The sequence below is a fragment of the Mycobacterium sp. BMJ-28 genome (assembly GCF_054404835.1).
In genome coordinates this window covers 2,865,659-2,888,771 of record NZ_CM136783.1, presented here as the reverse complement: position 1 = coordinate 2,888,771, position 23,113 = coordinate 2,865,659, and the positions used below count along the sequence as shown (strand labels likewise).

Genomic DNA, 23,113 nt, shown 5'->3' with positions numbered 1-23,113 from the left:
GGGAAGCACAAGGCGAACGCGCGTGTTCAAGTGAACACGCGCGTTTCGCTGTGACGGGAGAGAGCTGTATGCCACGACGTGGAGAACCCCTGCGCAAGCTGGGGTTTCTGACCATCGGCCGCTTCGACGTCGACGATCCCGGCCCCGGCATCGAGGAGACGCTGCAGGTGATCACGCGCGCCGAGGCACTGGGCTTCGACAGTGTGTGGCTGCGGTGCCGGCATTTCCAGCCCGGCATCTCCTCGCCCGTCGCGATCATGGCGGCGGCCACCCAGCGCACCTCGCGGATCGAGTTGGGCACCGCGGTGATCCCGCTGGGCCTGGAGAACCCGGTGCGGCTGGCCGAGGACCTGGCCACCGTCGACATCCTGTCCGGCGGGCGGATCAACCCGGGGGTGTCGGTCGGCACACCGATGAACTACGACCACTACAAAACCGAGCTGTATCCGGAATCCCATGATCTGCAAGACTTCTCGAAAGATCGGGTGCTACGGCTGCTGGGTGCCCTGCGCGGCGAGCCGGTCAGCGACTTCGAGGGCACCGCGGGCATCGAGCGGTTCGTCCGATCGGTACAGCCACACTCCCCCGGGCTGGCCGGCCGGGTCTGGTACGGCGGCGGCCGGGAGTCGGCGATCTGGGCGGGACGCCAGGGCATCAACTACCTCACCAGTTCGGTGGTCAGCATCGAGGGCACCGAATCGCGGGACTTCGCCACCATCCAGGCCGAGCACATCGACGCCTACCGGGCGCATCACTCCGACCCCGGAAAGTCCCGGGTGTCACAGGGATTGGTGGTGATCCCGACCGACAGCGCCACCGCCGACCAGATCCGGCGTTATCGCGAGTACGCCGCCGCCCGATTCGAGCGCACGCTGCGACCCCAAGGACCGCGCGGCATGCTGTTCTCCCCCGACTACGTCGGCACCTCCGACGAACTCGCCGACCAGTTGTTCGGGCATGCCGGATTCACCCGGGCCGACGAGGTGACCTTCGCCCTGCCGTTCTCGTTCGCGCCGCAGGACTACACCCAGATCATCGCCGACCTCGCCGAGAAGTTAGGACCACGCCTCGGCTGGGAACCACATAGGTCATGACCGTGCGGATCGGCACCTCCGGTTGGTCGTATGACCATTGGACGTCGGTGCTGTATCCGCCAGGGACCCCGGTGGCCCGCCGATTGGCGTACTACACCGCCGAGTTCGACACCGTCGAACTGAACGCCAGCTTCTACCGCTGGCCCAGGGACGCCACCTTCGCGGGCTGGCGGGAGCGTCTGCCCGCCGGGTTCACCATGACCGTCAAGGCGCATCGCGGACTGACCCACTTCCGCAGGCTGCGTGATCCGCAACCCTGGGTGGACCGATTCGAACGGTGCTGGCGGGCGCTCGGCGAACGCCGGGAGGTGGTGCTGGTCCAGCTGCACCCCGACCTGACCCGGGACGACACGCTGCTCGATCACTTCCTGTCCGCCATGCCGGACTGGATACCGCTGGCCGTCGAATTCCGGCATCCGTCCTGGAACACCGACGACGTCTTTGCGCTGCTGGAGCGGCACCGGGCGTCCTATGTGGTGACCAGTGGCGCAGGCCTGCCGTGCGAGCTGCGGGCAACCAGTGCGCTGGTGTATGTCCGGATGCACGGGCCGGACCACGAAAAACTCTATGTCGGTTCGTATTCCGATGAATCTCTGCAGTGGTGGGCCGACCGGATCGGCGACTGGAATCGCGACGGGCGCAACGTGTTGGTGTATTTCAACAACGACGGGGACGGCCACGCGGTACGCAACGCCCGCACCCTGAAACGTCTGGTCGCCGCCGGTCTGGGCCCCTAGACTCGTCCTCCATGGTGGCCAACCCGCTCAAACTCCGCATCGTGCGCACCGCCCAGCGCTACCTGGTCAATCCGGTGGGCCGCAGGTTGCCGGTCACCATGCTGGAGACGACGGGCCGCAAGTCCGGCCAGCCCCGGCGCACCGCCGTCGGTGGACGCGTCATCGATGGCGCGTTCTGGCTGGTGTCCGAGCACGGCGCACAGTCCGACTACGTGAAGAACATCCAGGCCGACCCCGCGGTGCGGGTGCGGCTCGGTGGGCGCTGGCGCACCGGCACCGCGCACCCGCTGCCCGACGACGACGCCGCCGCCCGGCTGGCCGAATTGCCCCAGCTCAACAGCGCGCTGGTGCGCGTGATGGGCAGTGACCTGCTCACCATCCGCGTCGACCTGGACTGAGATGGCCTACGACGAAGACCTGGCCAACAGGATCCGGGAGATCCTGGCCGGCACCGCGAACGTGGACGAGAAATCGATGTTCGGCGGGCTGGCCTTTCTGGTCAACGGCAACATGGCCGTGGCCGCCAGCCGGGAGGGCGGGCTGATGGTGCGGGTACCGGCGCAGGACACGGCCGCGCTGCTGGCCCGCGACCACGTCGAGCCCATGGTGATGGCCGGCCGGCAGAGGCGCGGCTGGCTGCGGGTCGCGCCCGACGGGGTGCGCACCAAACGCCAGCTGCTGCCGTGGGTGACCCGCGCAACCGACTACGCGTCGGGCCTGCCACCGAAGTAACGCGGTTCACCGGCGGGCCCGGCGGGTATGCCCCTGGCATGTCCAGCGACACCACCGTGGCCTCGGCGCACGGTCTGCGCCAACGCGTCACGGCGTAGGGTGACAGCATGCCCACCCGTCCCACATTCGTCATCATCGGCGCTGGACTGGCCGGCGCCAAGGCCGCAGAAGCCTTGCGCGACAAAGAGTTCGGCGGCCAGATTGTGCTGTTCGGCTCGGAAGCGCAGCTGCCCTACGAGCGCCCGCCGCTGTCGAAGGACTACCTGGCGGGCAAGAAGGAACCCGACGAGTTCACCGTGGTACCGCAGAGCTGGTATCGCGACCACGATGTCGATCTGCGACTGGATACCACCGTGCAGACCGTCGACCCCAGTGCGCACGCCGTCGGATACCAGGACGGCAAGCACGAGCACTACGACAAGCTGTTGCTGGCCACCGGGTCCTCGGCACGGCGGCCACCCATTCCGGGATCCGACGCCGCCGGTGTGCACGTGCTGCGCACCGTCGACGACGCCGCCGCGTTGCGCGCGCTGCTCACCAGCGGTTCGCGTCTGGCCGTCGTGGGGGCCGGCTGGATCGGGCTGGAAGTCGCCGCCGGAGCCCGGGAACGGGGCGTCGATGTGACGGTGGTGGAATCGGCGGAGCTGCCGTTGGCCGCACTCGGTCGTGACGTCGCCGAGGTGTTCGCCACCCTGCACCGCGAGCATGGGGTCGACCTGCGGCTGGGCACCACGGTGCAGGAGATCACCACCTCCGCCGGCACCGCCTCGGGTCTGCGCCTCGGCGACGGGTCGACCGTGGATGCAGACGTGGTGCTGATGGCGGTGGGCGCGCACCCCAACATCGAACTGGCGCAGGCCGCCGGGTTACGACTGGCCGACGGCGGCGTCGCCGTCGACGCGGCGCTGCGCAGCAGCGATCCCGACATCTTCGCCGTGGGCGATATCGCCGCGGCCGAACATCCATTGCTGGGCAGCAGGATTCGCACCGAACACTGGGCCAACGCGCTCAAGCAGCCGGCCGTCGCGGCGGCCGGGATGTTGGGCTCGCCCGGCAGCTACGACGAACTGCCGTATTTCTTCACCGATCAGTACGACTTGGGCATGGAGTACGTCGGCCATGCGCCCGTGGACGCACGGGTGGTGTTCCGTGGCGACGTGCCCGGACGCGAGTTCACCGCGTTCTGGTTGGGTGAGGATGACCGGGTGCTGGCCGGGATGAATGTGAACATCTGGGACGGCCTCGACGACATCAAGACCCTGATCCGCGAGCGGCGGCCGGTCGACACCAAGCGACTGGCCGACACCGGCGTGCCGCTCGGTGAAACCGGCGGTTAGGCGCGAAGAGGGACCGGGCTCGCGCCGTCCGAACTTGTCGGACCGTGCTGCGATGATGGTGTCATGTCCAGCGCCGCAGCGTCTTTGGCTTCGCAGGCTAGTCCTGCCGAGCGGCTTGAGGTGTTGTTCGGGGAGCTGGCCGAGTTGTGTGGGCAGCGCAATGCGATCGACGGTCGTCTGGTCGAGATCGTGGCCGCGTTGGAGCGCGAGGGCCTGGCGGGGTTGACCGGGGCCCGGTCGCTGTCGGCGTTGGTGGCCTGGAAAACCGGTGCCACCCCCCGCAACGCCGACACCGTCGTGGCCGTCGCACGCCGCATCGAGGAATTGCCGGTCTGCATCGCCGGCCTGCGGGAGGGCCGGTTGTCGTTGGATCAGGTCGGGGTCATCGCCGAACGCGGCGCCCACGGTAGCGATGCGCATTACGCCGAACTGGCCGCCTCGGCGACGGTGGCCCAGTTGCGCACCGCGATCAACCTGGCACCCCAACCCGAACCGGAAGCCAAGCCGGAGCCGGGGCCTGAGGTCACCAAGACCAGCGAGGGTGCGGACTACACCACTTACCGGATCCGGTTACCGCGCCTGGACGCCGCGAAATTCGATGCGGCCGTGCAGTCCCACCACGACGGCTTGATCACCGACCACACCGACCAGGGTAGTGAGCTGTTTCCGACCCGGGCGGATGCCTTCATGAGTGTGGTCGAAGCCGGCTGGGACACCGAAGTGGCCCGGCGCCCGCACGGCCAACACACCACCATCGTCGTGCACCTCGACCTCGACCAGAAGACCGCCGCCCTGCACCTGGGCCCGGTCTTGACCGATGCGGAACGCCAATTCCTCACCTGCGATGCCACCTGCGAAGTGTGGTTCCAACGTCACGGCCGACCAATCGGGGCCGGGCGCACCACCCGCACCATCAGCCGCCGGCTACGCCGCGCCCTAGAACACCGCGACCGCTGCTGCGTGATCCCCGGCTGCGCCACAACCCGGGGTTTGCATGCCCACCACATCACACACTGGGAAGACGGCGGCCCCACTGAGCTATCGAATCTGGTGCTGGTCTGCCCCCATCACCACCGACTGCACCACCGCGGCGCCCTGAACATCACCGGACCCGCCGACCGGCTCGCCGTCACCGACCACACCGGACACACCTTGCACCGCGGATCCCTGGCCCGGACACCCACCACGCCGCCACCCGCAGTCGCCCCCTACCAAGGACCGACCGGCGAACGCGCCCAATGGTGGTGGTACCAACCGTTCCAACCACCACCGCCACCGACACTCAGTCAGGACAACCAGACCGCTTGCGCGTCACCACCGGTGTGGTACCCGGATCCGGGTCGGACATCACTCCAGGGTGGCGGTGCCCTCGGCGGTGACCGTCACCTTGGCACCGGCGATGTCTTCGGTGACGGTGGCCGCGGCCTGTGACGGATCGGTGATGACGGCCAGCGCCCGGCTGCCCGCCGGGGTGCGCACCGCCAGGAAGGCCTTTTCCACGGTGTCCTCGCGGGTGAAGGGCGCAGTCCAGGTTTCCACCGTGCCGACCCCGGCCCACACGTCTTCGGCCACCACGGTCGGTTCCGCATCGACGGTGGATTGTACGTTCTCCCAACGGAATCCGGCGCTGGGCGGTTCGGTGCCGTAGACGCCGAAACTGTGCTTGGTGAGATAGCCGCCGTTGGCGGTGATCAGCCCGACCGCGCCCGGCCGGGCGGTCAGCCGTTCGGCCATGGTCGCGATGGAGTGCGACACGTAGTTGTTCCACGGACCGCCCGCGAAGGTCAACCCACCGGTGACGGTCAGCGGCCGCTGCGGATCATCGGTGGGCAGGCCCAGTTCGCCTGCGGCGACCTGCACCGCGCACGGGAAGCATGAGTAGATGTCGACCAGCTCGATGTCGTCGATGCCCAGGCCGGCCAGTTCCAGTGCCCGGTTGCCACCGATCCGGATCGCCGGTGATGCACCGAAACTCGCCCGCTCGCCGATCAGATATGTGTCGTGCGCGTCGGTGCCCGCGTACGGGAAGACCCAGCGGTCCCGCGAAACCTGAAGGTACTCGGCCTTTTCCACCGAGGTCAGGATCAGCGCGGCGCCCTGGTCGACCATGTTGTTCGAGTTCATCAGCTTGGTGTAGGGCCAGCTGATCATCCGGTTCGACGGGCTCGGCCGCCAGATGTCCTCGGCGCTCACCGGCGTCCGGTTCCATGCGTGCGGATTGTCTTGGGCCACCGCGCTGAACCGCGACCACAGCTCGCCGATCCTGCGGCGGTGCGCCTCGGGCGACTCCCCCGTCGCGATGCGTAGCGCCTGCTCGAACATCGGGTACACAAAGGCCGGCCGATCCAGTTTGATCCGGATCTCGGCGGGCCCGGCCATCTGGAACTCGTCGTCGGCGCCGGCGGGCGGGCGCACCGCCTCGTCTTGGACGGTGCCGGTGAGTTTCTCCCCGCGGGCCCGTAACCGGGTTCGGCTGCGCCAGGTTTCGCCGCCGGCGATGAGCACCACGTCGTTGCGGCCCTGCTGGATGTCCAGGCAGGCCTGGTTCACCAGGGCCTGCGGGATGTTGCCGCCGATGCTGGTGTAGCGGGTGGCGGCCGCAGGCGCACCGAGACGCTGGGCCAGCAGCAGTCCGGGATCGCGGTACCGCCAGGACAACAGGTTGACGATGCGCACCGCGTCGACGGCTTCCAGGACGCGGGGGTCGGCGGCGGCGCGGGCCGCCCGTTCCATCAGGTCGACCGGTTCGGTGGTGGCACTCTCCTCGCGCTGGTTGACCTGTCCGTAGCCGATGAGAACCGGGGTGCGCGGGTCGAGGGGCGTTCGAATGGTGTTCGGCACGACCGACACCTTAGTGCGCACCTCTATAACTTAGGTAGACAACCCGGCCCCGTACACTGAGAATCGATGTCTGACCTCGCCGCGGTGGCCCCACCGGTATCCCCTCCAGCCCGATTCCGGGTGCACGTCGATGTCGCGGTGGTCGTCATCGTGTTGGTGGCCACCAACCTCATCGCGCACTTCACCACCCCGTGGGCCAACATCGCGACGGTGCCCATCGCGGCCGTCGGTCTGGTGGCGCTGGTCCGGGCGCGTGGGCTGGGCTGGTCCGAGCTGGGCCTCGGCCGTGAGCACTGGCGCTCCGGCGCCGGCTACGCGGCCGCCGCCGTCGGCATCGTGCTGGCGGTGATCGCCATCGGAGTGCTGCTGCCCTGGACCCGACCGATGTTCATGAACAACCACTACGCGACGGTGTCCGGCGCCCTGATCGCCTCGATGGTCATCATCCCGCTGCAGACCGTCATCCCCGAGGAGCTGGCCTTCCGCGGCGTACTGCACGGTGCGCTGGACCGGGCCTGGGGCTTCCGCGGGGTGGCGGCCGCCGGGTCGCTGCTGTTCGGGCTGTGGCATATCGCCAGCTCATTCGGACTGACCAGCGGCAACGCCGGATTCAGCCACCTGCTCGGCGGCGGAGTGGTCGGCATGGTCGCGGGCATCGTGGGCGCCGTACTGGCCACCACGGCGGCCGGATTCGTGTTCACCTGGCTACGCCGCCGCAGTGGCAGCCTGATCGCGCCGATCGCGCTGCACTGGTCCCTCAACGGGATGGGTGCCCTGGCCGCCGCACTGGTCTGGCACGCGACGTTCTAGTTCTTCTTGACCAGCCCGAGGATCCAGAGCAGGATCACCGACCCCAGAACCGCGGTGAACAGGGTGAACCACCAGCCGCCGGCGGCGGTGTCGAGGAAGAAGCTCAGCAGGAAGCCGCCGATCAGTGCGCCGACGACACCGACGACGATGTTCACCAAGATGCCGGAGCCACCGCCCTTGACGATCTTGCCGGCGATCCAGCCCGCGATCGCCCCGATGATGATGTAGCCGATCCAGCCCACGCTCGTCTGCGTGGTCGAACGGGCCAAGAACTCAGTAGCTGCCAAAACGTCCATGCGCTGGTCTCCTGCCTTCACCGGTCGATCCGGCCCGAATGCCGGGTCGACTTCCGGTGTACCCCCATCAGGTAACGATTGGGCCCGCGAAACGGGCACAGTCGTCGTCAGGTCGAGAAACTCAGCCCGGCGGCAGCATCTCCGGCGGCGCGTTGGTCACCGGGACCGGAACGCCCACGCCCGGCCTGGCCGGCGGCGCGTTCGGATCGACCGGCGGTGGCGGCGCGTTCGGGTCCGGTGCAGGCGGCGGAGGCGGGCTCCACGGCCGGATGGACTGCGTCAGCGCCGTCGCAGCTGCCTTGTCCACCGGATGGTTGGCTGTGCCGAGCCACACCACGAACCAGCGCGACGGCGCGCGCTGCCCGCGCGGCACACCGGCCGGCGTGGGAGCCCCGATCACCCCGGCCCAGATCTGGCCGGTGGGCTTGGTGGTGTCGGTGAACTTCACCTCGTAGTAGGACGCCGCGCCGGTCATGTCGCCTGCCGTCAACGGCGTGCTCTCCTGACCCACCCGGGTGCCAGGGAACGGCATGAAGAACTCGCCCATGTCGGAGGACAGCCGGGCGGCCGCCTTCGCATTGTCGGCCTCGGCGCCGGCGAACAATTTCAGGTCGAGGCGGCCGAGCAGCACGCTGGTGTCGTTCGGCGCCTGGGCGGCCGTGCCCGGCGCGGGTGCCGGTTCGGCACCCGCCGGCGTGATCTTGGTCAACAGCGCCTGGCCGTAGGACAACTGGGTGGCGTCGGCCACCTTCCAACCGGCCGGAACGACATAGCTGAATCCACCGGCGGCGTTGTCCACCCGGCCCGGCTCCGGCGCGGGGGCCGGCGGTGGCGGCGGGGCGTTCGGATCGACCGGGGCGGGCAGCCCGGCGTCCGGGGCGGGTGGCGGGACCGGCGGCGCATTCGGATCGGCGGGAGCCGGCGCGGGAGCCGGTGCGGGGGCCGGCGGTGCCGGCTCGGCATGCGACACCGCGATGGGCAGCGTCAGGGCGGCCGCAGCCGCAATCGCCATGGCGGTGCTGAGGCGCTTGCGGTGCGACGGGCGCACATCCGGCAGATCCATGGGGACGAAAATACCGTGTTACGGCCGTGACGCAAGTGTGAGTTGCTCTTAAAGTGCTCAGCCGGGAAATAGCTACCCACAATGAAACTCATGACGAGACGCACTACCACACATTGCTGACAGCGGGCAGCCACGGCTACGCCCACCCGCGGTGTCGGGGTGGTCCACATTGGGTGTTTCGCCGGTGCCCGAGGGCGCGTTACGGCGCCGGCGCGATCGTCAGCTCCTGTGCCTTGACGGTGAAGAAAACCGGATCCCCGGGCGCCAGCCGCAGTTCGGCCGCCGCCTCGGCGGTGATGTCGGCAGCCAGGCCCGGCGCGCCGTCGGGCTGCGGCTCGCCGCGGACCCGGATGGCCGGACCGCGGCTGTCGAACTCGGCCACGGTGACCGCCAGTGCGTTGCGCGGGCTGCCGTGCGGCGCCCGGCGGTACACCGCCACCGCGGCGGGGGTGAACAACGCGACCGCCGGGTCCCCGACCGCCATCCCCGGCTCGGCGCTGCCGTGCCACTGCGTGCCCCAGTCGGTGTACAGCGCGCCGTCCGCGCCCCACCGCCCGCTGACCAGATTCACCCCGGCGAACCGGGCGCCGAATCTGCTGCGCGGCGCGGCCAGGATCTGCGCGGTGGGACCGAGCTCGGCGATCCGTCCGGACTCCAGCACCGCTACCCGGTCGGCCAGCGCCACCACGTCGAGCAGGTCGTGGGTGACCAGCACCGCCACCCGCCCGTCCCGGGTGAGCACCCGCCGCAGCACGGCCCGCATCGCGGTGGCCGCCGACACGTCCAGGCCTGCCATCGGCTCGTCGAGCAGCAGTACGTCGGGTTCTGCGGCCAGTGCCCGGGCCAGCGCCACCCGCTGGGCCTGACCGCCCGACAGCAGGCCGGGCATCCGGCCGGCCAGCTCGCCCGCGTCCACCTCGGCCAGCCAGTGCTCGGCAGCACTTCGGGAATCCTTGCGGCTCAGGTGTTTTCCACTACGCGGACCGAACGCCACATTATCGCGCACGCTCAAGTGCGGGAACAGCAACGGCTCCTGCATCAGCAATCCGACCCGCCGGTCATGGGTGGGGATATGGATACCCGCGGCACAGTCGGTCAGCGTGCGCCCCGCCGCGCGCACCTCGCCGCGGTCCGGGCGCACCACGCCGGCGAGTACCTGCAACAACGTGGACTTACCGGCCCCGTTCGGTCCGAGGACCGCCAGCACCTGTCCGGCCGCGATATCGAGGTCCAGCCGTACATCGCGCGCGCTCACCTCGGCGCGGATCGTCAGCCCACTCATGCCGTCTGCCACGAGGCGGTCCGCAACCGGCGGGCGCCCAGCCCCAGCACCACCACCGCGGCCACCAGCACCAGCAGCACCGACAGCGCCACGGCGGCGCCCGCGTCGCTCTCCCGTTGCAGATAGATCTCCAGCGGCAGGGTCCGGGTGACGCCCTCCCGGGATCCGGCGAAGGTCAGCGTCGCACCGAACTCACCCAGCGACCTGGCAAAGGCGAGCACCGCGCCGGACACCAGGCCCGGGGCCAGCAGTGGCAGCGTCACCCGGCGCCACACCGTGGTCGGGCGCGCCCCCAGCGTCGCGGCCACCACGTCGTAATCGGTGCCCGCGGTGCGCACCGCACCCTCCAGGGCGATCACCAGGAACGGCAGCGAGACAAAGGTCTGTGCCAGCACGACGGCCACCGTGGTGAACGCGATCTGAATCCCTGCCGCGTCCAGGTACCGGCCCAGCAGGCCCAGCCGGCCGAACGCGTAGAGCAGCGCGATGCCGCCCACGACGGGCGGCAGCACCAACGGCAGCAGGATCACCGGGCGCAGCGCCCCGATCGCCCGCGACGGGCTGCGACCCAGCACCAGCGCCATGGGTACGCCGAGCAGCACGCACACCACCGTGCTCGCGGCCGATGTGCGCAGGCTCAGTTCCAGTGCGGTCAGCGAGGCGTGGCTGGTGATCAGCGACCAGAAATTCGGCCAATCGACCTTGAGGGCCATCGCCGCCAACGGCAACACCACGAACAGGGTTCCCACCGCGGCGGGGAGGTAGATCCAGCGCGGCAGCCCCGGGGCCAGGACCATGCAGAAACCTTAGCCACCCGGCCGCTGGCGGCCACCTCGCCGCGGCGCGTCCGATTTCGCCGCCTAGCTACCGTCCAGTAACCTGGACCCGATCCGCTGTGTTCAGCGCCGAACAAGGAGGTAACCACATGGAGGTGCTGCTGACCGGCGGCGATACCGAGCTCGGCCGTGTGGTCGCCACCGGTTTCCGGGACGCGGGCCACAACGTGGTCGTCGCCGGGGCGCGACGCGACGACCTCGAAGTGCTCGCCAAAGAGCTCGATGCCGAATTCGTGGTGGTCGACAACACCGACGCCGCCGCCCTGGAGGCCGCCCGCGGCTCCCTGCCCGTGCACCTCGACGGCATCGTCAACGTTCCCGCGCCGCGCGCGCAAGCCCGCGACCCGCGGACCTTCACCTTGTCCGATCACGCCACCGCATGGCGCCAGACCCTCGACGCGACGCTGCTGTCGGCGGTGCTGACCGTGCAGATCCTGGGTGACCAGTTGAGCTCCGGCGGCTCCATCATCAACGTGGTGCCGGGCCATCCGGCCGAGGGCAGCGTGGACGCCGCCATCAAGGCCGCCCTGTCCAATTGGACCGCCGGCCAGGCGGCCCATTTCGGGATCCGGGGCATCACGGTCAACGCCGTGGCCACCGGAAAGGGCGCCGAACCGGGATACCCGGGAGCCGGCGCACCGACGTCGTCGGTGGCCGACGAGATCACCCGGTTGGCGCTGTTTCTGACCACGCAGTCGGCCCGGCACATCACCGGCCAGACGCTGCACGTGAGCCAGGGCGCGCTCGCCGATTTCGGCTAGAGAAATTCCCGTGTTCGCCCGCAGCTAAACGGGGTGACCTCTCCGCTTGAGTGTGGTTTTCTGAGTTCCGTGACGATTCGACTCGGACTTCAGATTCCCAACTTCTCCTACGGCACAGGCGTTTCCGAACTCTTCCCGACCGTCATCGCGCAGGCGCGCGAGGCCGAACAGGCAGGGTTCGACTCCGTCTTCGTGATGGATCACCTCTATCAACTCCCAGGGCTGGGTGCGCCCGAGGAACCGATGCTGGAGGCCTACACCACCCTCGGCGCGCTGGCCGCCGCCACCGAGAAGGTACAGCTGGGCACCCTGGTCACCGGCAACACCTACCGCAACCCGACGCTGCTCGCCAAGGCCATCACCACTCTCGACGTGATCAGCCAGGGCCGCGCCATCCTGGGCATCGGCACCGGCTGGTTCGAGCTGGAACACGACAGCCTGGGCTACGAGTTCGGCACGTTCACCGAACGGTTCAAGAAACTCGACGAGGCACTCGACATCATCCTGCCCATGCTCAAGGGTGAGCGCGTCACCGTCGACGGCACCTACTACAAGACCCGGGAAGCGTTCGCCAATCCCCGGTTCCGCGACCACATTCCGCTGATGATCGGCGGCAGTGGCGAGAAGAAGACCATCCCGCTGGCCGCCCGGCACTTCGACCACCTCAACATCATTGCCGGCTTCGACGAGCTGGCCCGCAAGGTGAGCGTAGTCAAGGAGAACTGCGAGAAGATCGACCGCGACCCGGCCACCTTGGAGACCAGTGTGCTGGCCATCGCGCTGATCGGCGAGCAGTACAACGCCGACGTCATCCCGGACGAGTTCAAGCAGCAGGCGGTGTACGGCTCGCCCGAGCAGATCGCCGAGCAGCTCAAGGAGAAGGTCTTCGACGCCGGCGTCGACGGCGTCATCCTCAGCGCCTTCACCATCGGCGGCTACACGCCCGGCGGCGTGGCGGCCGTCGGCGAAGCCCTCAAACCGTTGATCTCCGGGTAAACAATCGGTGGGGTGCCCCATCTCACCGCGCTGGTGGGATGGGCACCGACTACCCTAGAGGTTGTATTGACAAAGTACGTCCGCTAGGAGCAGCAATGAGCCACCCCGGAGCTACGGCATCGGATCGGCATAAGGTCGTCATCGTCGGTTCGGGGTTCGGTGGATTGAACGCCGCGCAGGCCCTCAAACGCGCCGACGTCGACATCAAGTTGATCGCGCGCACCACGCATCACCTGTTCCAGCCGCTGCTGTACCAAGTCGCGACCGGCATCATCTCCGAGGGCGAGATCGCCCCGCCGACGCGCCTGATCCTGCGCAAGCAGGACAACGCGCAGGTGCTGCTCGGCGACGTGACCCGCGTCGACCTCGAGCACAAGACGGTGGACTCGGTGCTGCTGGGGCACACCTACAGCACCCCGTACGACACGCTGATCCTGGCGGCCGGCGCAGGGCAGTCCTACTTCGGCAACGACCACTTCGCGGAGTGGGCGCCCGGCATGAAGACCATCGACGACGCGCTGGAGCTGCGCGGCCGCATCCTCGGCGCGTTCGAGCAGGCCGAGCGGTCCAGTGACCCCGAGCGCCGCAAGAAGCTGCTCACCTTCGTCGTCGTCGGCGCGGGTCCGACCGGCGTGGAGATGGCAGGCCAGATCCAGGAGTTGGCGGACCAGACTCTCAAGGGCAGCTTCCGCCATATCGATCCGACCGAGGCGCACGTCATCCTGCTCGACGCCGCCCCCGCCGTGCTGCCGCCCATGGGCGAGAAGCTCGGCCTGCGGGCCAAAGAGCGACTGGAGAAGATGGGCGTCGAGATCCAGCTCAACGCCATGGTCACCGACGTCGACCGCAACGGCATCACGGTGAAGGACAAGGACGGCACCATCCGTCGCATCGAGTCGGCGAGCAAGGTGTGGTCGGCCGGCGTGCAGGCCAGCCCGCTGGGCAAGGACCTGGCCGCGCAGTCCGAGACCGAGATCGACCGGGCCGGCCGGGTGAAGGTGAACCCCGACCTGTCCATCCCCGGCCACAAGAACGTGTTCGTGATCGGCGACATGGCGTTCGTGGATGGTGTGCCCGGTATGGCGCAGGGTGCCATCCAGGGCGCCAAGTACGTCGCGGCCATCCTCAAGAACGAAGCCAAAGCCCGCGAGCACGGCACCATTCCGAAGCCGCGCGAGCCGTTCAAGTACTTCGACAAGGGCTCGATGGCCACAGTTTCGAAGTGGAACGCGGTGGCCAAGGTCGGCAAGCTCGAGTTCAGCGGCTTCATCGCCTGGCTGGCCTGGCTGGGACTGCACCTGATCTACCTGGTCGGCTTCAAGACCAAGATCGCCACGATCCTGTCGTGGACGGTCACCTTCCTGAGCCGTCAGCGTGGTCAGCTGACCATCACCGAGCAGCAGGCCTACGCACGCACCAGGATCGAGGAACTCCAGGAGATTGCGGCGTCGGTCGAACAGGAACGGGCGAGCTAGAACTTACAGCCGCTCGCCCTGCCAGGTGGCCAGGCAGCCACCCGAGGCCAGTTCCAGCAGCGTGCCCGCGGCGTCGAATGCCACTTCGGGATAGCGCAATTCGCTGATGCAGGCCAACGGTGTACCGAGTTCGTCGTCGGTCACCGAGCCGGCGCCCAGCTCGACGCGATGTCGCAGCAGCGGTGCCCCGTCGACGTCGGCGTGCAGGGAGCCCGACCAAAATCCTTGCCGCTCATCGGATCTGCCGATCTGAACGCGCTCCCGTAGCCGCGCCCGGCCGTGGCCGGACAACCTCAGCCGGGTGGTGTTGACGTGCCTCGCCTGGCCGGCGACGATGGTCGGTTGCGGGTCCAGATCGAGCAGACCCGCCACCTCGAGCTCCCAACCGGCCTGCGACTCCATGGTGACCGTGCCCGGCATGGCCATGGTGGCCGCGGCACTGCGCACCCTGAGTCGGGCGCCGGGTTCGACCACGACGCGCACCCTGATGGTGTCGCCACCCAGCGGTGTCGCCGCCGCCGACACCAGGTGCACCGTGTCCGCGGCCGTGCGGCGGGCGGCCAGTCCCCCACTGCACTCGATGTGCGGGCCGCGGCCGGGCATGGCCACCAGGAGTACGTCCGAACGCATCGGTCAGCCGACCGGCACCCGCAGCTGCTCGCGCACCCACTGCAGCACCGGGCCGGCGGTGGGATCGTCGGTCAGCGAGATCAGCACGAAGGGCCGATCACCGCGCACCTTGGCGGAGTCGCGGCGCATCACGGCGAGGTCGGCGCCGACCATCGGTGCCAGGTCGGTCTTGTTGATCACCAACAGATCCGAGAACGTCACCCCCGGACCGCCTTTGCGCGGCACCTTGTCGCCACCGGCCACATCCACGACGAAGATCTGCACGTCGATCAGGCCCGACGAGAAGGTGGCCGTCAGGTTGTCACCACCGGATTCGACGAGGATGAGATCCAGACCTGGATTCGCCTCGATCAGGTCGTCGATGGCGTCCAGGTTGGCGGTGATGTCGTCACGGATGGCAGTGTGCGGACAGCCGCCGGTCTGCACCGCCGCGATCCGTTCGTCGGGCAGCACCGCGTGGCGGCGCAGGAAGTCGGCATCCTCGGTGGTGTAGATGTCGTTGGTCAGCACCGCCAGCGAGATCTCGTCCCGCAGCTGCCGGCACAGCGCGGCCACCAGCGCGGTCTTGCCCGAGCCGACCGGTCCACCGACGCCGATGCGCAGTGGCTCCCCCGGCCCGCGGTGCCGCTTGGGGCGATCGGTGTGGGTGTGTGGCTCTCCGTCGATGAAATGTGGTGGCATGTCAGTCCTCTCAACTCATGAACAGCGGCCGGTCACGCGCGGCGTGCTGCTGGGCCAGCACGTCGAGCAATGGGTCGGAAAGGTCGGCGAGTTCCTGGACCGCTGCCGCCGCAGTCTGCTCGCACAGCGGGGACAGCTCGAAGGTGAGCGCCGCGACGTCGGCCGGGTCCAGCGCCAGCAGCCGCTGCGCAGCCGTGGCCGACCCGGTCATCGTGGTGTAGACCATCGACAGGGCGGTGTGCAAGGGCTCCACGGCGCTGGCCACTCCGACCACACCGGCGACCACCGGCAGATGCGGCTTCGCGCCGAGTGCATCCCAATCCTGTTGTGGCCATACCCTTTTGGCCAGCCGTAACAACCCGCGACCCTGCGCGCGCGACGCTGCCCGGGCGGCAGGCGCCGGGGTGCGGGCGTCGGTCTCGGCATCGGCGGCGGCCACCGCCACGGTGCCGGTGTGCACGGCGGCGGCCACCGACGCGGTCACCAATCCCTGGCTGCGGATTCGCCGGCGCAGGTAGGCCCGCAACGTCCCCAGGTCGGTGACCAGCCCGGCGGTGATCGCCTCCTCCATCCCGCCGGAATGCACGTGCCCGCCGGTCGGCAGCCGCGAATCGGCCAGCGCCAGAAGGGTTGCCAATCCGGGCGAGCGAAGCGACGGGAGATCAAGACTCATCAGAACAGGAAGTAGCGCTGGGCCATCGGCAACTCGGCGGCGGGTTGCTCGGCCCACACCTCACCGTCGATGTGCACCGTGAAGGTGTCCGGGTCGACCTCGATCCGCGGCAGCGCGTCATTGCGCGGCATATCGGCCTTGCCGACCTTGCGAACGTTCTTCACCGCGACCAGTTTTCGCCGGATGTCCAGCCGGTCGGCCAGGCCGTCCTCGATCGCCTGGGGGGCGACGAAATGCACCGATGTGGCGGCCGCCGCGACCGGGGCGGCGCCGAACATCGGGCGGGGCAGGACCGGTTGCGGGGTCGGGATGGACGCGTTGGCGTCGCCCATCGCCGCCCACGCGATCATCCCCCCCTTGACCACGGCGTGCGGCCGTACCCCGAAGAACGCCGGCTCCCACAGCACCAGATCGGCCAGCTTGCCGACCTCGACGGAGCCGATCTCGTCGTCCAGACCGTGCGCGACGGCCGGGCAGATCGTGTACTTGGCGACATAGCGCTGCGCGCGATTGTTGTCGGCCGCACCGTCACCCGGCAACGCACCCCGCCTGCGCTTCATCACATGTGCGGTCTGCCAGGTGCGCAGCACCACCTCGCCGATCCGGCCCATCGCCTGGGCGTCGCTGCCGATCATCGAGATCGCCCCGATATCGTGCAGCAGGTCCTCGGCGGCGATGGTCGAGGGCCGAATCCTGCTCTCCGCGAAGGCCAGATCCTCGGGGATGCTGGGATTGAGATGGTGGCACACCATCAGCATGTCCAGATGCTCGTCGAGGGTGTTGACGGTGTGCGGGCGGGTGGGGTTGGTCGAACTCGGCAACACGTTGGGGTGCGAGGCGACGGTGATGATGTCGGGCGCGTGGCCGCCGCCGGCCCCCTCGGTGTGATACGCGTGGATGCCGCGGCCCTTGATGGCGGCCAACGTGTCCTCGACGAAGCCGGCCTCGTTGAGGGTGTCGGTGTGGATGTTGGCCTGCACCCCGGCCGCCTCGGACACCGTCAGGCAGGCGTCGATGGCGGCGGGGGTGGTGCCCCAATCCTCATGCAGCTTGAATCCCGCTGCGCCGCCACGTAATTGTTCCCACATCGCCTCGGCGCTGACGGTGTTGCCTTTGCCGAGCAGTGCGACGTTCAGCGGCCAGGAGTCCAGCGCCTCCAGCATCCGGGCCAAATGCCAGGAGCCGGGGGTCACCGTGGTGGCCTTGCTGCCTTCGGCCGGCCCGGTGCCGCCGGCGATGATGGTGGTGATCCCGCCGCCGAGCGCTTCTTCCATGATCTGCGGGCAGATCAGGTGGACGTGGCAGTCGATCGCGCCTGCCGTGACGATTCTGCCGTTGCCCGCGATGATCTCGGTGGACGGCCCGACGACCAGACCAGGGTGCACGCCGGACATGATGTCGGGGTTTCCGGCCTTACCGATCGCGACGATGCGACCGTCGCGAATGCCGATGTCGGCTTTGATGATTCCCCAGTAGTCCAGGATGACGGCACCGGTGATGACGGTGTCCGGTGCCCCGTCGGCGCGGGTGGCCCGCGACTGCCCCATCGATTCGCGCAGCACCTTGCCGCCGCCGAAGACCGCCTCGTCACCGGCCAGGCCGGGCCCGCCGCTGCGGTCCTCGGTGATCTCGATGAACAGATCGGTGTCGGCCAGCCGGATCCGGTCCCCGGTGGTGGGACCGAACAACGCGGCGTAGCGGTCGCGGGAAAGGGAGCTCACTGCGGGTCCAATCTGCCGGGCGGGTTCAGCGACAGCCCGTGCACCTCGCGGGTGCCGGTCAGCGGGACCAGCGAAATCCGTTGGGCGATTCCGGGTTCGAATCGGACCGCGGTGCCTGCCGGAATGTCGAGGCGGTGCCCGTGGGCGGCGGCACGGTCGAAGTCCAGTGCGGCATTGGCCTGCGGCAGGTGCACATGGCTGCCCACCTGCACCGGGCGGTCGCCGGTGTTGACGACGTCCAGGGTCAGCCGGATCGCCCCGTCGTTGAGCGCGATATCGCCGTCGCCGTAGATGATCTCACCGGGAATCATGACCGCCGCCTCACGGGATCGGGTGGTGGACGGTGACCAGCTTGGTGCCGTCCGGGAAGGTCGCCTCCACCTGCACGTCGGGCAGCATGTCCGGCACGCCGTCCATCACCTGGTCGCGGTCGAGCACATCGCGGCCGCTGACCATCAGCTCGGCCACCGAGCGCCCGTCGCGGGCGCCCTCCAGGATGTGGTCGGTGATGAGTGCGACGGCCTCGGGATGGTTGAGCTTCAGCCCGCGGGCCTGCCGGCGGCGCGCCAGATCAGCGGCGTAGGAGATGAGTAACCGCTCTTGTTCATGCGGCGTTAAACGCATAGTGCGCGATATTGCCACGGCGCGCGGCTTTCAGCAGCGCTCGCCGGTCGCCCGGCGCCGGCGCGTCCCGCGCTCAGCCCTCGACGTTCTGCAGCCGAACCTGTCCACGGGCGACCACCCGGCCGTCCTCGTCGGTGATGGTGATCAGCCACAACTGCTGGCGACGCCCGCGGTGGATCGGCTCGGAGGTCGCCGTCACCGTGCCGGTCTTGATGGCGCGCAGGAAGTCGGTGTTGTTGTTGACCCCGACCACGGTGCCGCCACCGTGCTCGCTGAGCCACACGTGGCCGGACACACTGGCCAAGCTCTCCACGATCGAGCAGTACACGCCGCCGTGCACGATGCCCCATGGCTGCAGCACCTTGTCGGTGATCGTCAGCTGGGCGCGGCCGCCGTCGGGCGTCACCTCCAGGTACTGCAGTCCGATTTCGCTGTCGAAGCCCTTGCCGAGGGTGTCAAGTCCAGGTGCGGTCACAGCAGTCTGTTTACACGCGCGATCACCCCGAGATGCGGATGGGCCCCGCGCACCAGGTGCGCGGGGCCCATCCTTCGAGTGGACCGGGGGTCTCTGCAGCCCTCAGGACTCCGGCTCGGTCCGTTAGCCTCGCATGATGATGATAGGCAAGGCTTGCCTAATTTAGCAAGGCTTTCCCCGGTGCGACCCGGTTCGTCCCGCGGACCGGCAGGCCGAAGCCGACCAGCGCATCCAGGATGGCCTGGCCGCGCCGCATGCTGGTCAGCTCACTGGAGCCCGCCAGCATCGGCACCTGCGTGGCCGCACTGACCACCGCGGTACCCACCACGTTCCACATCGCGGCGACCGACATCGCGCCACCGGTCACCTCGACGAGCTTGGCGAACAGCGGCGCCAGTGCGCGGTGGCTGCGATGGGCCACCCATGTCGTCAGGGCCGCCTCACTGGGCAGCGCGACGATGCCGTCCCGAGTGGTGCGCACCGTGCCGACGCTGGCACGGGCGGCCAGATGCGGATCATCGGGCAGGGCGCGCAGGGTGGGATCCACCACCCCCACCCAGTCGATGGCCCCCTCGGAATCGACGTGCACCCAGAGGTTCTCCAGCCCGGTATCCCAGGCGCGGCCCTCCAGCACGATCAGCGGGACCACCCGGCCGACCACGACATGGGCGAGCGTGGCGGCCAGCTGTGCGGCCACCGCCGCCCGGCTGTCGGTCTCGGCCACCGCAAGATCGAACATGTTCTGCAGACGGTCGGTGGTGAGCACTTCGGCGAGCGGCCACCAGCGCCTGCGCGACAGGTCGGCCATCACCGCGACGCCGTACACGCGTGGGCATTCCGGATACAACTCGCGAAGCCGCCGGCTCGACTCGTGCAGCGGCAGGGCCCGCCGAATCGACATCCGGGCAATCAGCGGGTCGTCGACCATGACCGTCATCCGCACCTCCTCGTTCAGTTAGGTTAGCCTTACTATAGCCACACCGAACTTGAGCACAAACCCTGTGACTCGACTCACAGGAACCGCGCAAAGGCGGCGTGACCGGGAACGAACCGCGCCTGCCGACACGTTGGAGGAGGGACGGAAATTGGATACGACGCTCGGTAGTAACCGCGTAGTACGCTTGCTTGATCGCTCAGGAGTGTGAACGGAATATGGCCAAGTTGACGCGGCTCGGGGAACTCGAACGTGAGGTGATGGATCACCTCTGGACCTCGCGTGAGCCGCAGACGGTGCGGCAGGTACACGAGGCACTGGCGGCACGCCGGGATCTGGCTTACACGACGATCATGACGGTGCTGCAACGGCTGGCGAAGAAAAATTTGGTGGTCCAGCACCGGGATGACCGGGCGCACCGCTACGCCCCCACCCACGGCCGCGACGAGCTGGTCGCAGGCCTCATGGTCGACGCCCTGGACCAGGTCACCGACTCGGGCAGCCGGGAGGCCGCCCTGGTGCACTTCGTCGAACGGGTCGGCGCCGGTGAGGCCGCGGCCCTGCGCCGCGCCCTGGCCGAGCTGGAGGCCAAACACCAGATCGCGCCACCCGCTGGTAATTCGGTCACCGGCTGAGAGACACTAGCGGCGTGTCCGCGCTGGCCTTCTCCATCGTCGCGTTGTTGCTCGTCGGCCCCGTGCCGGCGCTGCTCGCGCGTGCGTCCTGGCCGCAGCGCGCTCCCCGCGCCGCCATCGTGCTGTGGCAGGCCATCGCCCTGGCCGCCGTGCTCTCGGCATTCTCGGCCGGTATCTCGATCGCCAGCCGGCTACTGGTACCGGGCCCGGACGGTAAGCCCACCGCCACGCTGACCAGCGAGATCGTCGCATTGGGCTGGCCGCTGTGGCTGCTCTACGTCGCCGTCTTCGCCATCACGGTGATGATCGGCGGCCGGCTCGTCGTCGCCGTGCTGGCCGTCGCCGTCGCAACCCGCCGCCGCCGCGCGCACCACCGCATGGTCGTCGACCTGGTGGGGTTGTCCCGCGACTCGGTACCCACGCCGGCCCGGCGGCCCAGCGGCCTGCGCGTGCTGGGCATCGCCCAGCCGATGGCCTACTGCCTGCCCGGAGTGCGCAGTCGGGTCGTGGTCAGCGAAGGCACCCTGACCACGCTGTCGGAAGCCGAGATCGACGCCATCCTCAGCCATGAACGCGCCCACCTGCGGGCCCGGCACGACCTGGTGCTGGAGATGTTCACCGCGGTGCACGCGGCCTTCCCGCGGTTCGTCCGCAGCGCCAACGCCCTCGACGCGGTGCGGCTGCTGATCGAACTGCTCGCCGACGACGCCGCCGTCCGGGTCACCGGCCCGACGCCGCTGGCCCGCGCCCTGGTGGCGTGCGCGGCCGGCCGCACCCCGTCGGGCGCCCTGGCCGCGGGTGGCCCGACCACCGTGCTGCGTGTGCGGCGCCTCGGCGGGCAGGGCAATAGTCTGGTGCTGGCGGTGGCCGCCTACCTGACGGCCGCGGCCATCCTGGTCCTGCCCACGCTCGCGCTCGCCATTCCGTGGCTCACCGAGCTGCACCGGCTGTTCGCCGACTAGGGCATGAAACAAGCGCTGCCACAGCGTTGTACGAAGCGCGACCGACAACAAAACAACGAAAGGCGTCTGCATGACCGAAACCGGCATCGCCCAAATTGGAGTCACCGGCCTGGCCGTGATGGGCTCCAATCTCGCCCGTAACTTCGCCCACCACGGCTATACCGTGGCATTGCACAACCGCTCGATCGCCAAGACCGACGCCCTGCTGGCCGAGCACGGTTCCGAGGGCAATTTCGTGCGCAGCGAGACGATCGCCGAATTCCTTGCCGCCCTGGAGAAGCCGCGCCGGGTGATCATCATGGTCAAGGCAGGTGACCCGACCGACGCCGTGATCAACGAACTGGCCGACGCCATGGAGCCCGGCGACATCATCATCGACGGCGGCAACGCGCTCTACACCGACACCATCCGCCGGGAGAAGGCGATCCGCGAGCGCGGGCTGCACTTCGTCGGCGCAGGCATCTCCGGCGGCGAGGAAGGCGCGCTCAACGGCCCGTCCATCATGCCCGGCGGGCCTGCCGAGTCCTACAAGTCGCTCGGCCCGCTGCTGGAGGAGATCTCGGCCCACGTCGACGGCGTGCCGTGCTGCACCCACATCGGTCCCGACGGCGCCGGGCACTTCGTCAAGATGGTGCACAACGGTATCGAGTACTCCGATATGCAGCTCATCGGCGAGGCCTACCAGCTGCTGCGCGACGGCCTGGGCCTGGCCGCCGGCCAGATCGCCGATGTGTTCAGTGAGTGGAACTCCGGCGATCTGGACAGCTACCTGATCGAGATCACCGCCGAGGTGCTCAAGCAGGTCGACGCCAAGACCGGCAAGCCGCTGGTCGATGTCATCGTCGACGAGGCCGAGCAGAAGGGCACCGGTCGTTGGACGGTGAAGTCCGCGCTGGATCTCGGAGTGCCGGTGACCGGCATCGCCGAGGCCGTGTTCGCCAGGGCGCTGTCCGGCTCGGTGGCCCAGCGCAAGGCCACCACGGGCCTGGCCTCCGGCGAGCTGGGCGCCAAGCCCACCGACGCCAAGCAGTTCATCGACGACGTCAGCAAGGCGCTGTACGCCTCCAAGATCATCGCGTACGCCCAGGGGTTCAACCAGATTCAGGCCGGTAGCGCCGAATACGGCTGGGGTATCACGCTCGGCGACATGGCGACGATCTGGCGCGGCGGCTGCATCATCCGGGCCAAGTTCCTCAACCGGATCAAAGAGGCCTACGACGAGGACCCGCAGCTGGCCACCCTGATCGCCGCGCCGTACTTCCGCAGTGCGGTCGAGGCCGGGATCGACAGCTGGCGCCGCGTCGTCGTGACGGCCACCGAACTGGGCATCCCGGTCCCCGGCTTCGCCTCCGCCCTGTCCTACTACGACGCCCTGCGCACCGAGCGGCTGCCCGCCGCCCTCACCCAGGGGCTGCGGGACTTCTTCGGCGCGCACACCTACGGCCGCACCGACGGACCGGAGGGCCAGAAGTTCCACACCCTGTGGAGCGGCGACCGCAGCGAGGTCCAGGCCTGACC

General features: G+C 68.9%; 26 protein-coding genes. 13 read left to right on the top strand and 13 right to left on the bottom strand.

The genetic code is table 11. The features are described 5' to 3' along the window. The first annotated feature begins 68 nt into the window (after positions 1 to 68). The 6 genes from ACXPWS_RS14285 to ACXPWS_RS14260 all read left to right on the top strand — a co-directional run bounded on the left by ACXPWS_RS14285 (position 69) and on the right by ACXPWS_RS14260 (position 5,331). Positions 69 to 1,094: an LLM class flavin-dependent oxidoreductase gene (locus ACXPWS_RS14285; RefSeq protein WP_458713043.1), complete on the top strand. Its 1,026-nt coding sequence runs from the start codon at positions 69 to 71 to the stop codon at positions 1,092 to 1,094. Beyond that, positions 1,091 to 1,831 carry a DUF72 domain-containing protein gene (locus ACXPWS_RS14280; RefSeq protein WP_458713042.1) on the top strand — a complete coding sequence of 247 codons (741 nt, stop codon included), beginning with the start codon at positions 1,091 to 1,093 and terminating at the stop codon, positions 1,829 to 1,831. Before ACXPWS_RS14285 ends, ACXPWS_RS14280 begins: the two co-directional genes overlap by 4 nt. 11 nt (positions 1,832 to 1,842) lie before the next feature. Further along, positions 1,843 to 2,229 (top strand): nitroreductase/quinone reductase family protein, encoded by a 387-nt coding sequence (locus tag ACXPWS_RS14275; RefSeq protein WP_458713041.1) that lies wholly within the window; start codon positions 1,843 to 1,845, stop codon positions 2,227 to 2,229. A gap of 1 nt (position 2,230) precedes the next feature. Beyond that, a complete protein-coding gene (locus ACXPWS_RS14270; protein ID WP_458713040.1) occupies positions 2,231 to 2,563 on the top strand; it encodes a TfoX/Sxy family protein in 333 nt (110 codons plus the stop codon). Between the two features lie 107 nt (positions 2,564 to 2,670). Beyond that, positions 2,671 to 3,900, top strand: a complete 1,230-nt coding sequence (locus ACXPWS_RS14265) for an NAD(P)/FAD-dependent oxidoreductase (RefSeq protein WP_458713039.1) — start codon at positions 2,671 to 2,673, stop codon at positions 3,898 to 3,900. 63 nt (positions 3,901 to 3,963) lie between these two features. After that, positions 3,964 to 5,331, top strand: coding sequence for an HNH endonuclease signature motif containing protein (locus tag ACXPWS_RS14260; RefSeq protein WP_458713038.1), 1,368 nt, complete (start codon positions 3,964 to 3,966; stop codon positions 5,329 to 5,331). Here ACXPWS_RS14260 and ACXPWS_RS14255 read toward each other — a convergent pair. Beyond that, positions 5,248 to 6,741, bottom strand: a complete 1,494-nt coding sequence (locus ACXPWS_RS14255) for an acetyl-CoA acetyltransferase (RefSeq protein ID WP_458713037.1) — start codon at positions 6,739 to 6,741, stop codon at positions 5,248 to 5,250. The two genes, ACXPWS_RS14260 and ACXPWS_RS14255, sit on opposite strands and share 84 nt — an antisense overlap. A gap of 66 nt (positions 6,742 to 6,807) precedes the next feature. Here ACXPWS_RS14255 and ACXPWS_RS14250 point away from each other — a divergent pair, with 66 nt between their 5' ends. Further along, a complete protein-coding gene (locus tag ACXPWS_RS14250; protein ID WP_458713036.1) occupies positions 6,808 to 7,551 on the top strand; it encodes a lysostaphin resistance A-like protein in 744 nt (247 codons plus the stop codon). Here the strand turns inward: ACXPWS_RS14250 and ACXPWS_RS14245 are convergent. The 4 genes from ACXPWS_RS14245 to ACXPWS_RS14230 form a co-directional block, all read right to left on the bottom strand. Further along, complete coding sequence (locus ACXPWS_RS14245) at positions 7,548 to 7,847, bottom strand: GlsB/YeaQ/YmgE family stress response membrane protein (protein ID WP_458713035.1); 300 nt, start codon at positions 7,845 to 7,847, stop codon at positions 7,548 to 7,550. The genes ACXPWS_RS14250 and ACXPWS_RS14245 overlap by 4 nt on opposite strands. A gap of 121 nt (positions 7,848 to 7,968) precedes the next feature. Continuing rightward, complete coding sequence (locus ACXPWS_RS14240) at positions 7,969 to 8,910, bottom strand: APA family fibronectin-binding glycoprotein (protein ID WP_458713034.1); 942 nt, start codon at positions 8,908 to 8,910, stop codon at positions 7,969 to 7,971. A 199-nt stretch (positions 8,911 to 9,109) separates the two neighbouring features. After that, positions 9,110 to 10,192, bottom strand: coding sequence for a sulfate/molybdate ABC transporter ATP-binding protein (locus ACXPWS_RS14235; RefSeq protein WP_458713033.1), 1,083 nt, complete (start codon positions 10,190 to 10,192; stop codon positions 9,110 to 9,112). Beyond that, a complete protein-coding gene (locus ACXPWS_RS14230; RefSeq protein WP_458713032.1) occupies positions 10,189 to 10,989 on the bottom strand; it encodes an ABC transporter permease in 801 nt (266 codons plus the stop codon). Before ACXPWS_RS14230 ends, ACXPWS_RS14235 begins: the two co-directional genes overlap by 4 nt. Positions 10,990 to 11,117: 128 nt before the next feature. On the opposite strand from ACXPWS_RS14230, the gene ACXPWS_RS14225 reads away from it, so the two are divergent. From ACXPWS_RS14225 to ACXPWS_RS14215, 3 genes are all read left to right on the top strand, one after another. Continuing rightward, positions 11,118 to 11,789: an SDR family oxidoreductase gene (locus ACXPWS_RS14225; protein WP_458713031.1), complete on the top strand. Its 672-nt coding sequence runs from the start codon at positions 11,118 to 11,120 to the stop codon at positions 11,787 to 11,789. A gap of 69 nt (positions 11,790 to 11,858) precedes the next feature. Continuing rightward, complete coding sequence (locus ACXPWS_RS14220) at positions 11,859 to 12,785, top strand: LLM class F420-dependent oxidoreductase (protein ID WP_458713030.1); 927 nt, start codon at positions 11,859 to 11,861, stop codon at positions 12,783 to 12,785. A 95-nt stretch (positions 12,786 to 12,880) separates the two neighbouring features. Then, on the top strand, positions 12,881 to 14,260 hold the full coding sequence (locus ACXPWS_RS14215) for an NAD(P)/FAD-dependent oxidoreductase (RefSeq protein ID WP_458713029.1): 1,380 nt from the start codon (positions 12,881 to 12,883) through the stop codon (positions 14,258 to 14,260). A 3-nt stretch (positions 14,261 to 14,263) separates the two neighbouring features. On the opposite strand, the gene ACXPWS_RS14210 is transcribed toward ACXPWS_RS14215, so the two are convergent. The 8 genes from ACXPWS_RS14210 to ACXPWS_RS14175 all read right to left on the bottom strand — a co-directional run bounded on the left by ACXPWS_RS14210 (position 14,264) and on the right by ACXPWS_RS14175 (position 20,001). Beyond that, entirely contained in the window at positions 14,264 to 14,890 is a 627-nt protein-coding gene (locus tag ACXPWS_RS14210) for an urease accessory protein UreD (RefSeq protein ID WP_458713028.1), read from the bottom strand. Positions 14,891 to 14,893: 3 nt separating this feature from the next. Then, positions 14,894 to 15,571, bottom strand: coding sequence for an urease accessory protein UreG (ureG, locus tag ACXPWS_RS14205; protein WP_458713027.1), 678 nt, complete (start codon positions 15,569 to 15,571; stop codon positions 14,894 to 14,896). 10 nt (positions 15,572 to 15,581) lie between these two features. Next, positions 15,582 to 16,244, bottom strand: coding sequence for an urease accessory protein UreF (locus ACXPWS_RS14200; RefSeq protein ID WP_458713026.1), 663 nt, complete (start codon positions 16,242 to 16,244; stop codon positions 15,582 to 15,584). Next, positions 16,244 to 17,965 (bottom strand): urease subunit alpha, encoded by a 1,722-nt coding sequence (locus ACXPWS_RS14195; protein WP_458713025.1) that lies wholly within the window; start codon positions 17,963 to 17,965, stop codon positions 16,244 to 16,246. The genes ACXPWS_RS14200 and ACXPWS_RS14195 overlap by 1 nt, the downstream gene beginning before the upstream one ends. Continuing rightward, complete coding sequence (locus ACXPWS_RS14190; RefSeq protein ID WP_458713024.1) at positions 17,962 to 18,276, bottom strand: urease subunit beta; 315 nt, start codon at positions 18,274 to 18,276, stop codon at positions 17,962 to 17,964. The genes ACXPWS_RS14195 and ACXPWS_RS14190 overlap by 4 nt, the downstream gene beginning before the upstream one ends. A gap of 10 nt (positions 18,277 to 18,286) precedes the next feature. Beyond that, the gene (locus tag ACXPWS_RS14185; RefSeq protein ID WP_458713023.1) at positions 18,287 to 18,589 is read right to left on the bottom strand and encodes an urease subunit gamma; all 303 of its coding nucleotides are present in this window, start codon (positions 18,587 to 18,589) and stop codon (positions 18,287 to 18,289) included. Positions 18,590 to 18,662: 73 nt separating this feature from the next. Continuing rightward, entirely contained in the window at positions 18,663 to 19,064 is a 402-nt protein-coding gene (locus ACXPWS_RS14180; RefSeq protein ID WP_458713022.1) for a PaaI family thioesterase, read from the bottom strand. 157 nt (positions 19,065 to 19,221) lie between these two features. Then, positions 19,222 to 20,001, bottom strand: a complete 780-nt coding sequence (locus ACXPWS_RS14175) for an iron reductase (RefSeq protein WP_458713021.1) — start codon at positions 19,999 to 20,001, stop codon at positions 19,222 to 19,224. Between the two features lie 215 nt (positions 20,002 to 20,216). Between ACXPWS_RS14175 and ACXPWS_RS14170 the strand changes: the two genes are divergently transcribed. From ACXPWS_RS14170 to gndA, 3 genes are all read left to right on the top strand, one after another. Further along, the gene (locus ACXPWS_RS14170; RefSeq protein WP_458713020.1) at positions 20,217 to 20,633 is read left to right on the top strand and encodes a BlaI/MecI/CopY family transcriptional regulator; all 417 of its coding nucleotides are present in this window, start codon (positions 20,217 to 20,219) and stop codon (positions 20,631 to 20,633) included. A gap of 14 nt (positions 20,634 to 20,647) precedes the next feature. Beyond that, a complete protein-coding gene (locus tag ACXPWS_RS14165) occupies positions 20,648 to 21,595 on the top strand; it encodes a M56 family metallopeptidase (protein WP_458713019.1) in 948 nt (315 codons plus the stop codon). 70 nt (positions 21,596 to 21,665) lie between these two features. Further along, on the top strand, positions 21,666 to 23,111 hold the full coding sequence (gene gndA, locus ACXPWS_RS14160; RefSeq protein ID WP_458713018.1) for an NADP-dependent phosphogluconate dehydrogenase: 1,446 nt from the start codon (positions 21,666 to 21,668) through the stop codon (positions 23,109 to 23,111). The last annotated feature ends 2 nt before the right edge of the window (positions 23,112 to 23,113 follow it).

Excerpts from the sequence above, each read along its gene's own strand:
- ACXPWS_RS14285 (WP_458713043.1), top strand. The coding sequence starts at position 69 with ATGCCACGACGTGGAGAACCCCTGCGCAAGCTGGGGTTTCTGACCATC.
- ACXPWS_RS14280 (WP_458713042.1), top strand. The coding sequence starts at position 1,091 with ATGACCGTGCGGATCGGCACCTCCGGTTGGTCGTATGACCATTGGACG.
- ACXPWS_RS14275 (WP_458713041.1), top strand. The coding sequence starts at position 1,843 with ATGGTGGCCAACCCGCTCAAACTCCGCATCGTGCGCACCGCCCAGCGC.
- ACXPWS_RS14270 (WP_458713040.1), top strand. The coding sequence starts at position 2,231 with ATGGCCTACGACGAAGACCTGGCCAACAGGATCCGGGAGATCCTGGCC.
- ACXPWS_RS14265 (WP_458713039.1), top strand. The coding sequence starts at position 2,671 with ATGCCCACCCGTCCCACATTCGTCATCATCGGCGCTGGACTGGCCGGC.
- ACXPWS_RS14260 (WP_458713038.1), top strand. The coding sequence starts at position 3,964 with ATGTCCAGCGCCGCAGCGTCTTTGGCTTCGCAGGCTAGTCCTGCCGAG.
- ACXPWS_RS14250 (WP_458713036.1), top strand. The coding sequence starts at position 6,808 with ATGTCTGACCTCGCCGCGGTGGCCCCACCGGTATCCCCTCCAGCCCGA.
- ACXPWS_RS14245 (WP_458713035.1), bottom strand. The coding sequence starts at position 7,847 with ATGGACGTTTTGGCAGCTACTGAGTTCTTGGCCCGTTCGACCACGCAG.
- ACXPWS_RS14240 (WP_458713034.1), bottom strand. The coding sequence starts at position 8,910 with ATGGATCTGCCGGATGTGCGCCCGTCGCACCGCAAGCGCCTCAGCACC.
- ACXPWS_RS14235 (WP_458713033.1), bottom strand. The coding sequence starts at position 10,192 with ATGAGTGGGCTGACGATCCGCGCCGAGGTGAGCGCGCGCGATGTACGG.
- ACXPWS_RS14230 (WP_458713032.1), bottom strand. The coding sequence starts at position 10,989 with ATGGTCCTGGCCCCGGGGCTGCCGCGCTGGATCTACCTCCCCGCCGCG.
- ACXPWS_RS14225 (WP_458713031.1), top strand. The coding sequence starts at position 11,118 with ATGGAGGTGCTGCTGACCGGCGGCGATACCGAGCTCGGCCGTGTGGTC.
- ACXPWS_RS14215 (WP_458713029.1), top strand. The coding sequence starts at position 12,881 with ATGAGCCACCCCGGAGCTACGGCATCGGATCGGCATAAGGTCGTCATC.
- ACXPWS_RS14210 (WP_458713028.1), bottom strand. The coding sequence starts at position 14,890 with ATGCGTTCGGACGTACTCCTGGTGGCCATGCCCGGCCGCGGCCCGCAC.
- ureG (WP_458713027.1), bottom strand. The coding sequence starts at position 15,571 with ATGCCACCACATTTCATCGACGGAGAGCCACACACCCACACCGATCGC.
- ACXPWS_RS14200 (WP_458713026.1), bottom strand. The coding sequence starts at position 16,244 with ATGAGTCTTGATCTCCCGTCGCTTCGCTCGCCCGGATTGGCAACCCTT.
- ACXPWS_RS14190 (WP_458713024.1), bottom strand. The coding sequence starts at position 18,276 with ATGATTCCCGGTGAGATCATCTACGGCGACGGCGATATCGCGCTCAAC.
- ACXPWS_RS14185 (WP_458713023.1), bottom strand. The coding sequence starts at position 18,589 with ATGCGTTTAACGCCGCATGAACAAGAGCGGTTACTCATCTCCTACGCC.
- ACXPWS_RS14175 (WP_458713021.1), bottom strand. The coding sequence starts at position 20,001 with ATGACGGTCATGGTCGACGACCCGCTGATTGCCCGGATGTCGATTCGG.
- ACXPWS_RS14170 (WP_458713020.1), top strand. The coding sequence starts at position 20,217 with ATGGCCAAGTTGACGCGGCTCGGGGAACTCGAACGTGAGGTGATGGAT.
- gndA (WP_458713018.1), top strand. The coding sequence starts at position 21,666 with ATGACCGAAACCGGCATCGCCCAAATTGGAGTCACCGGCCTGGCCGTG.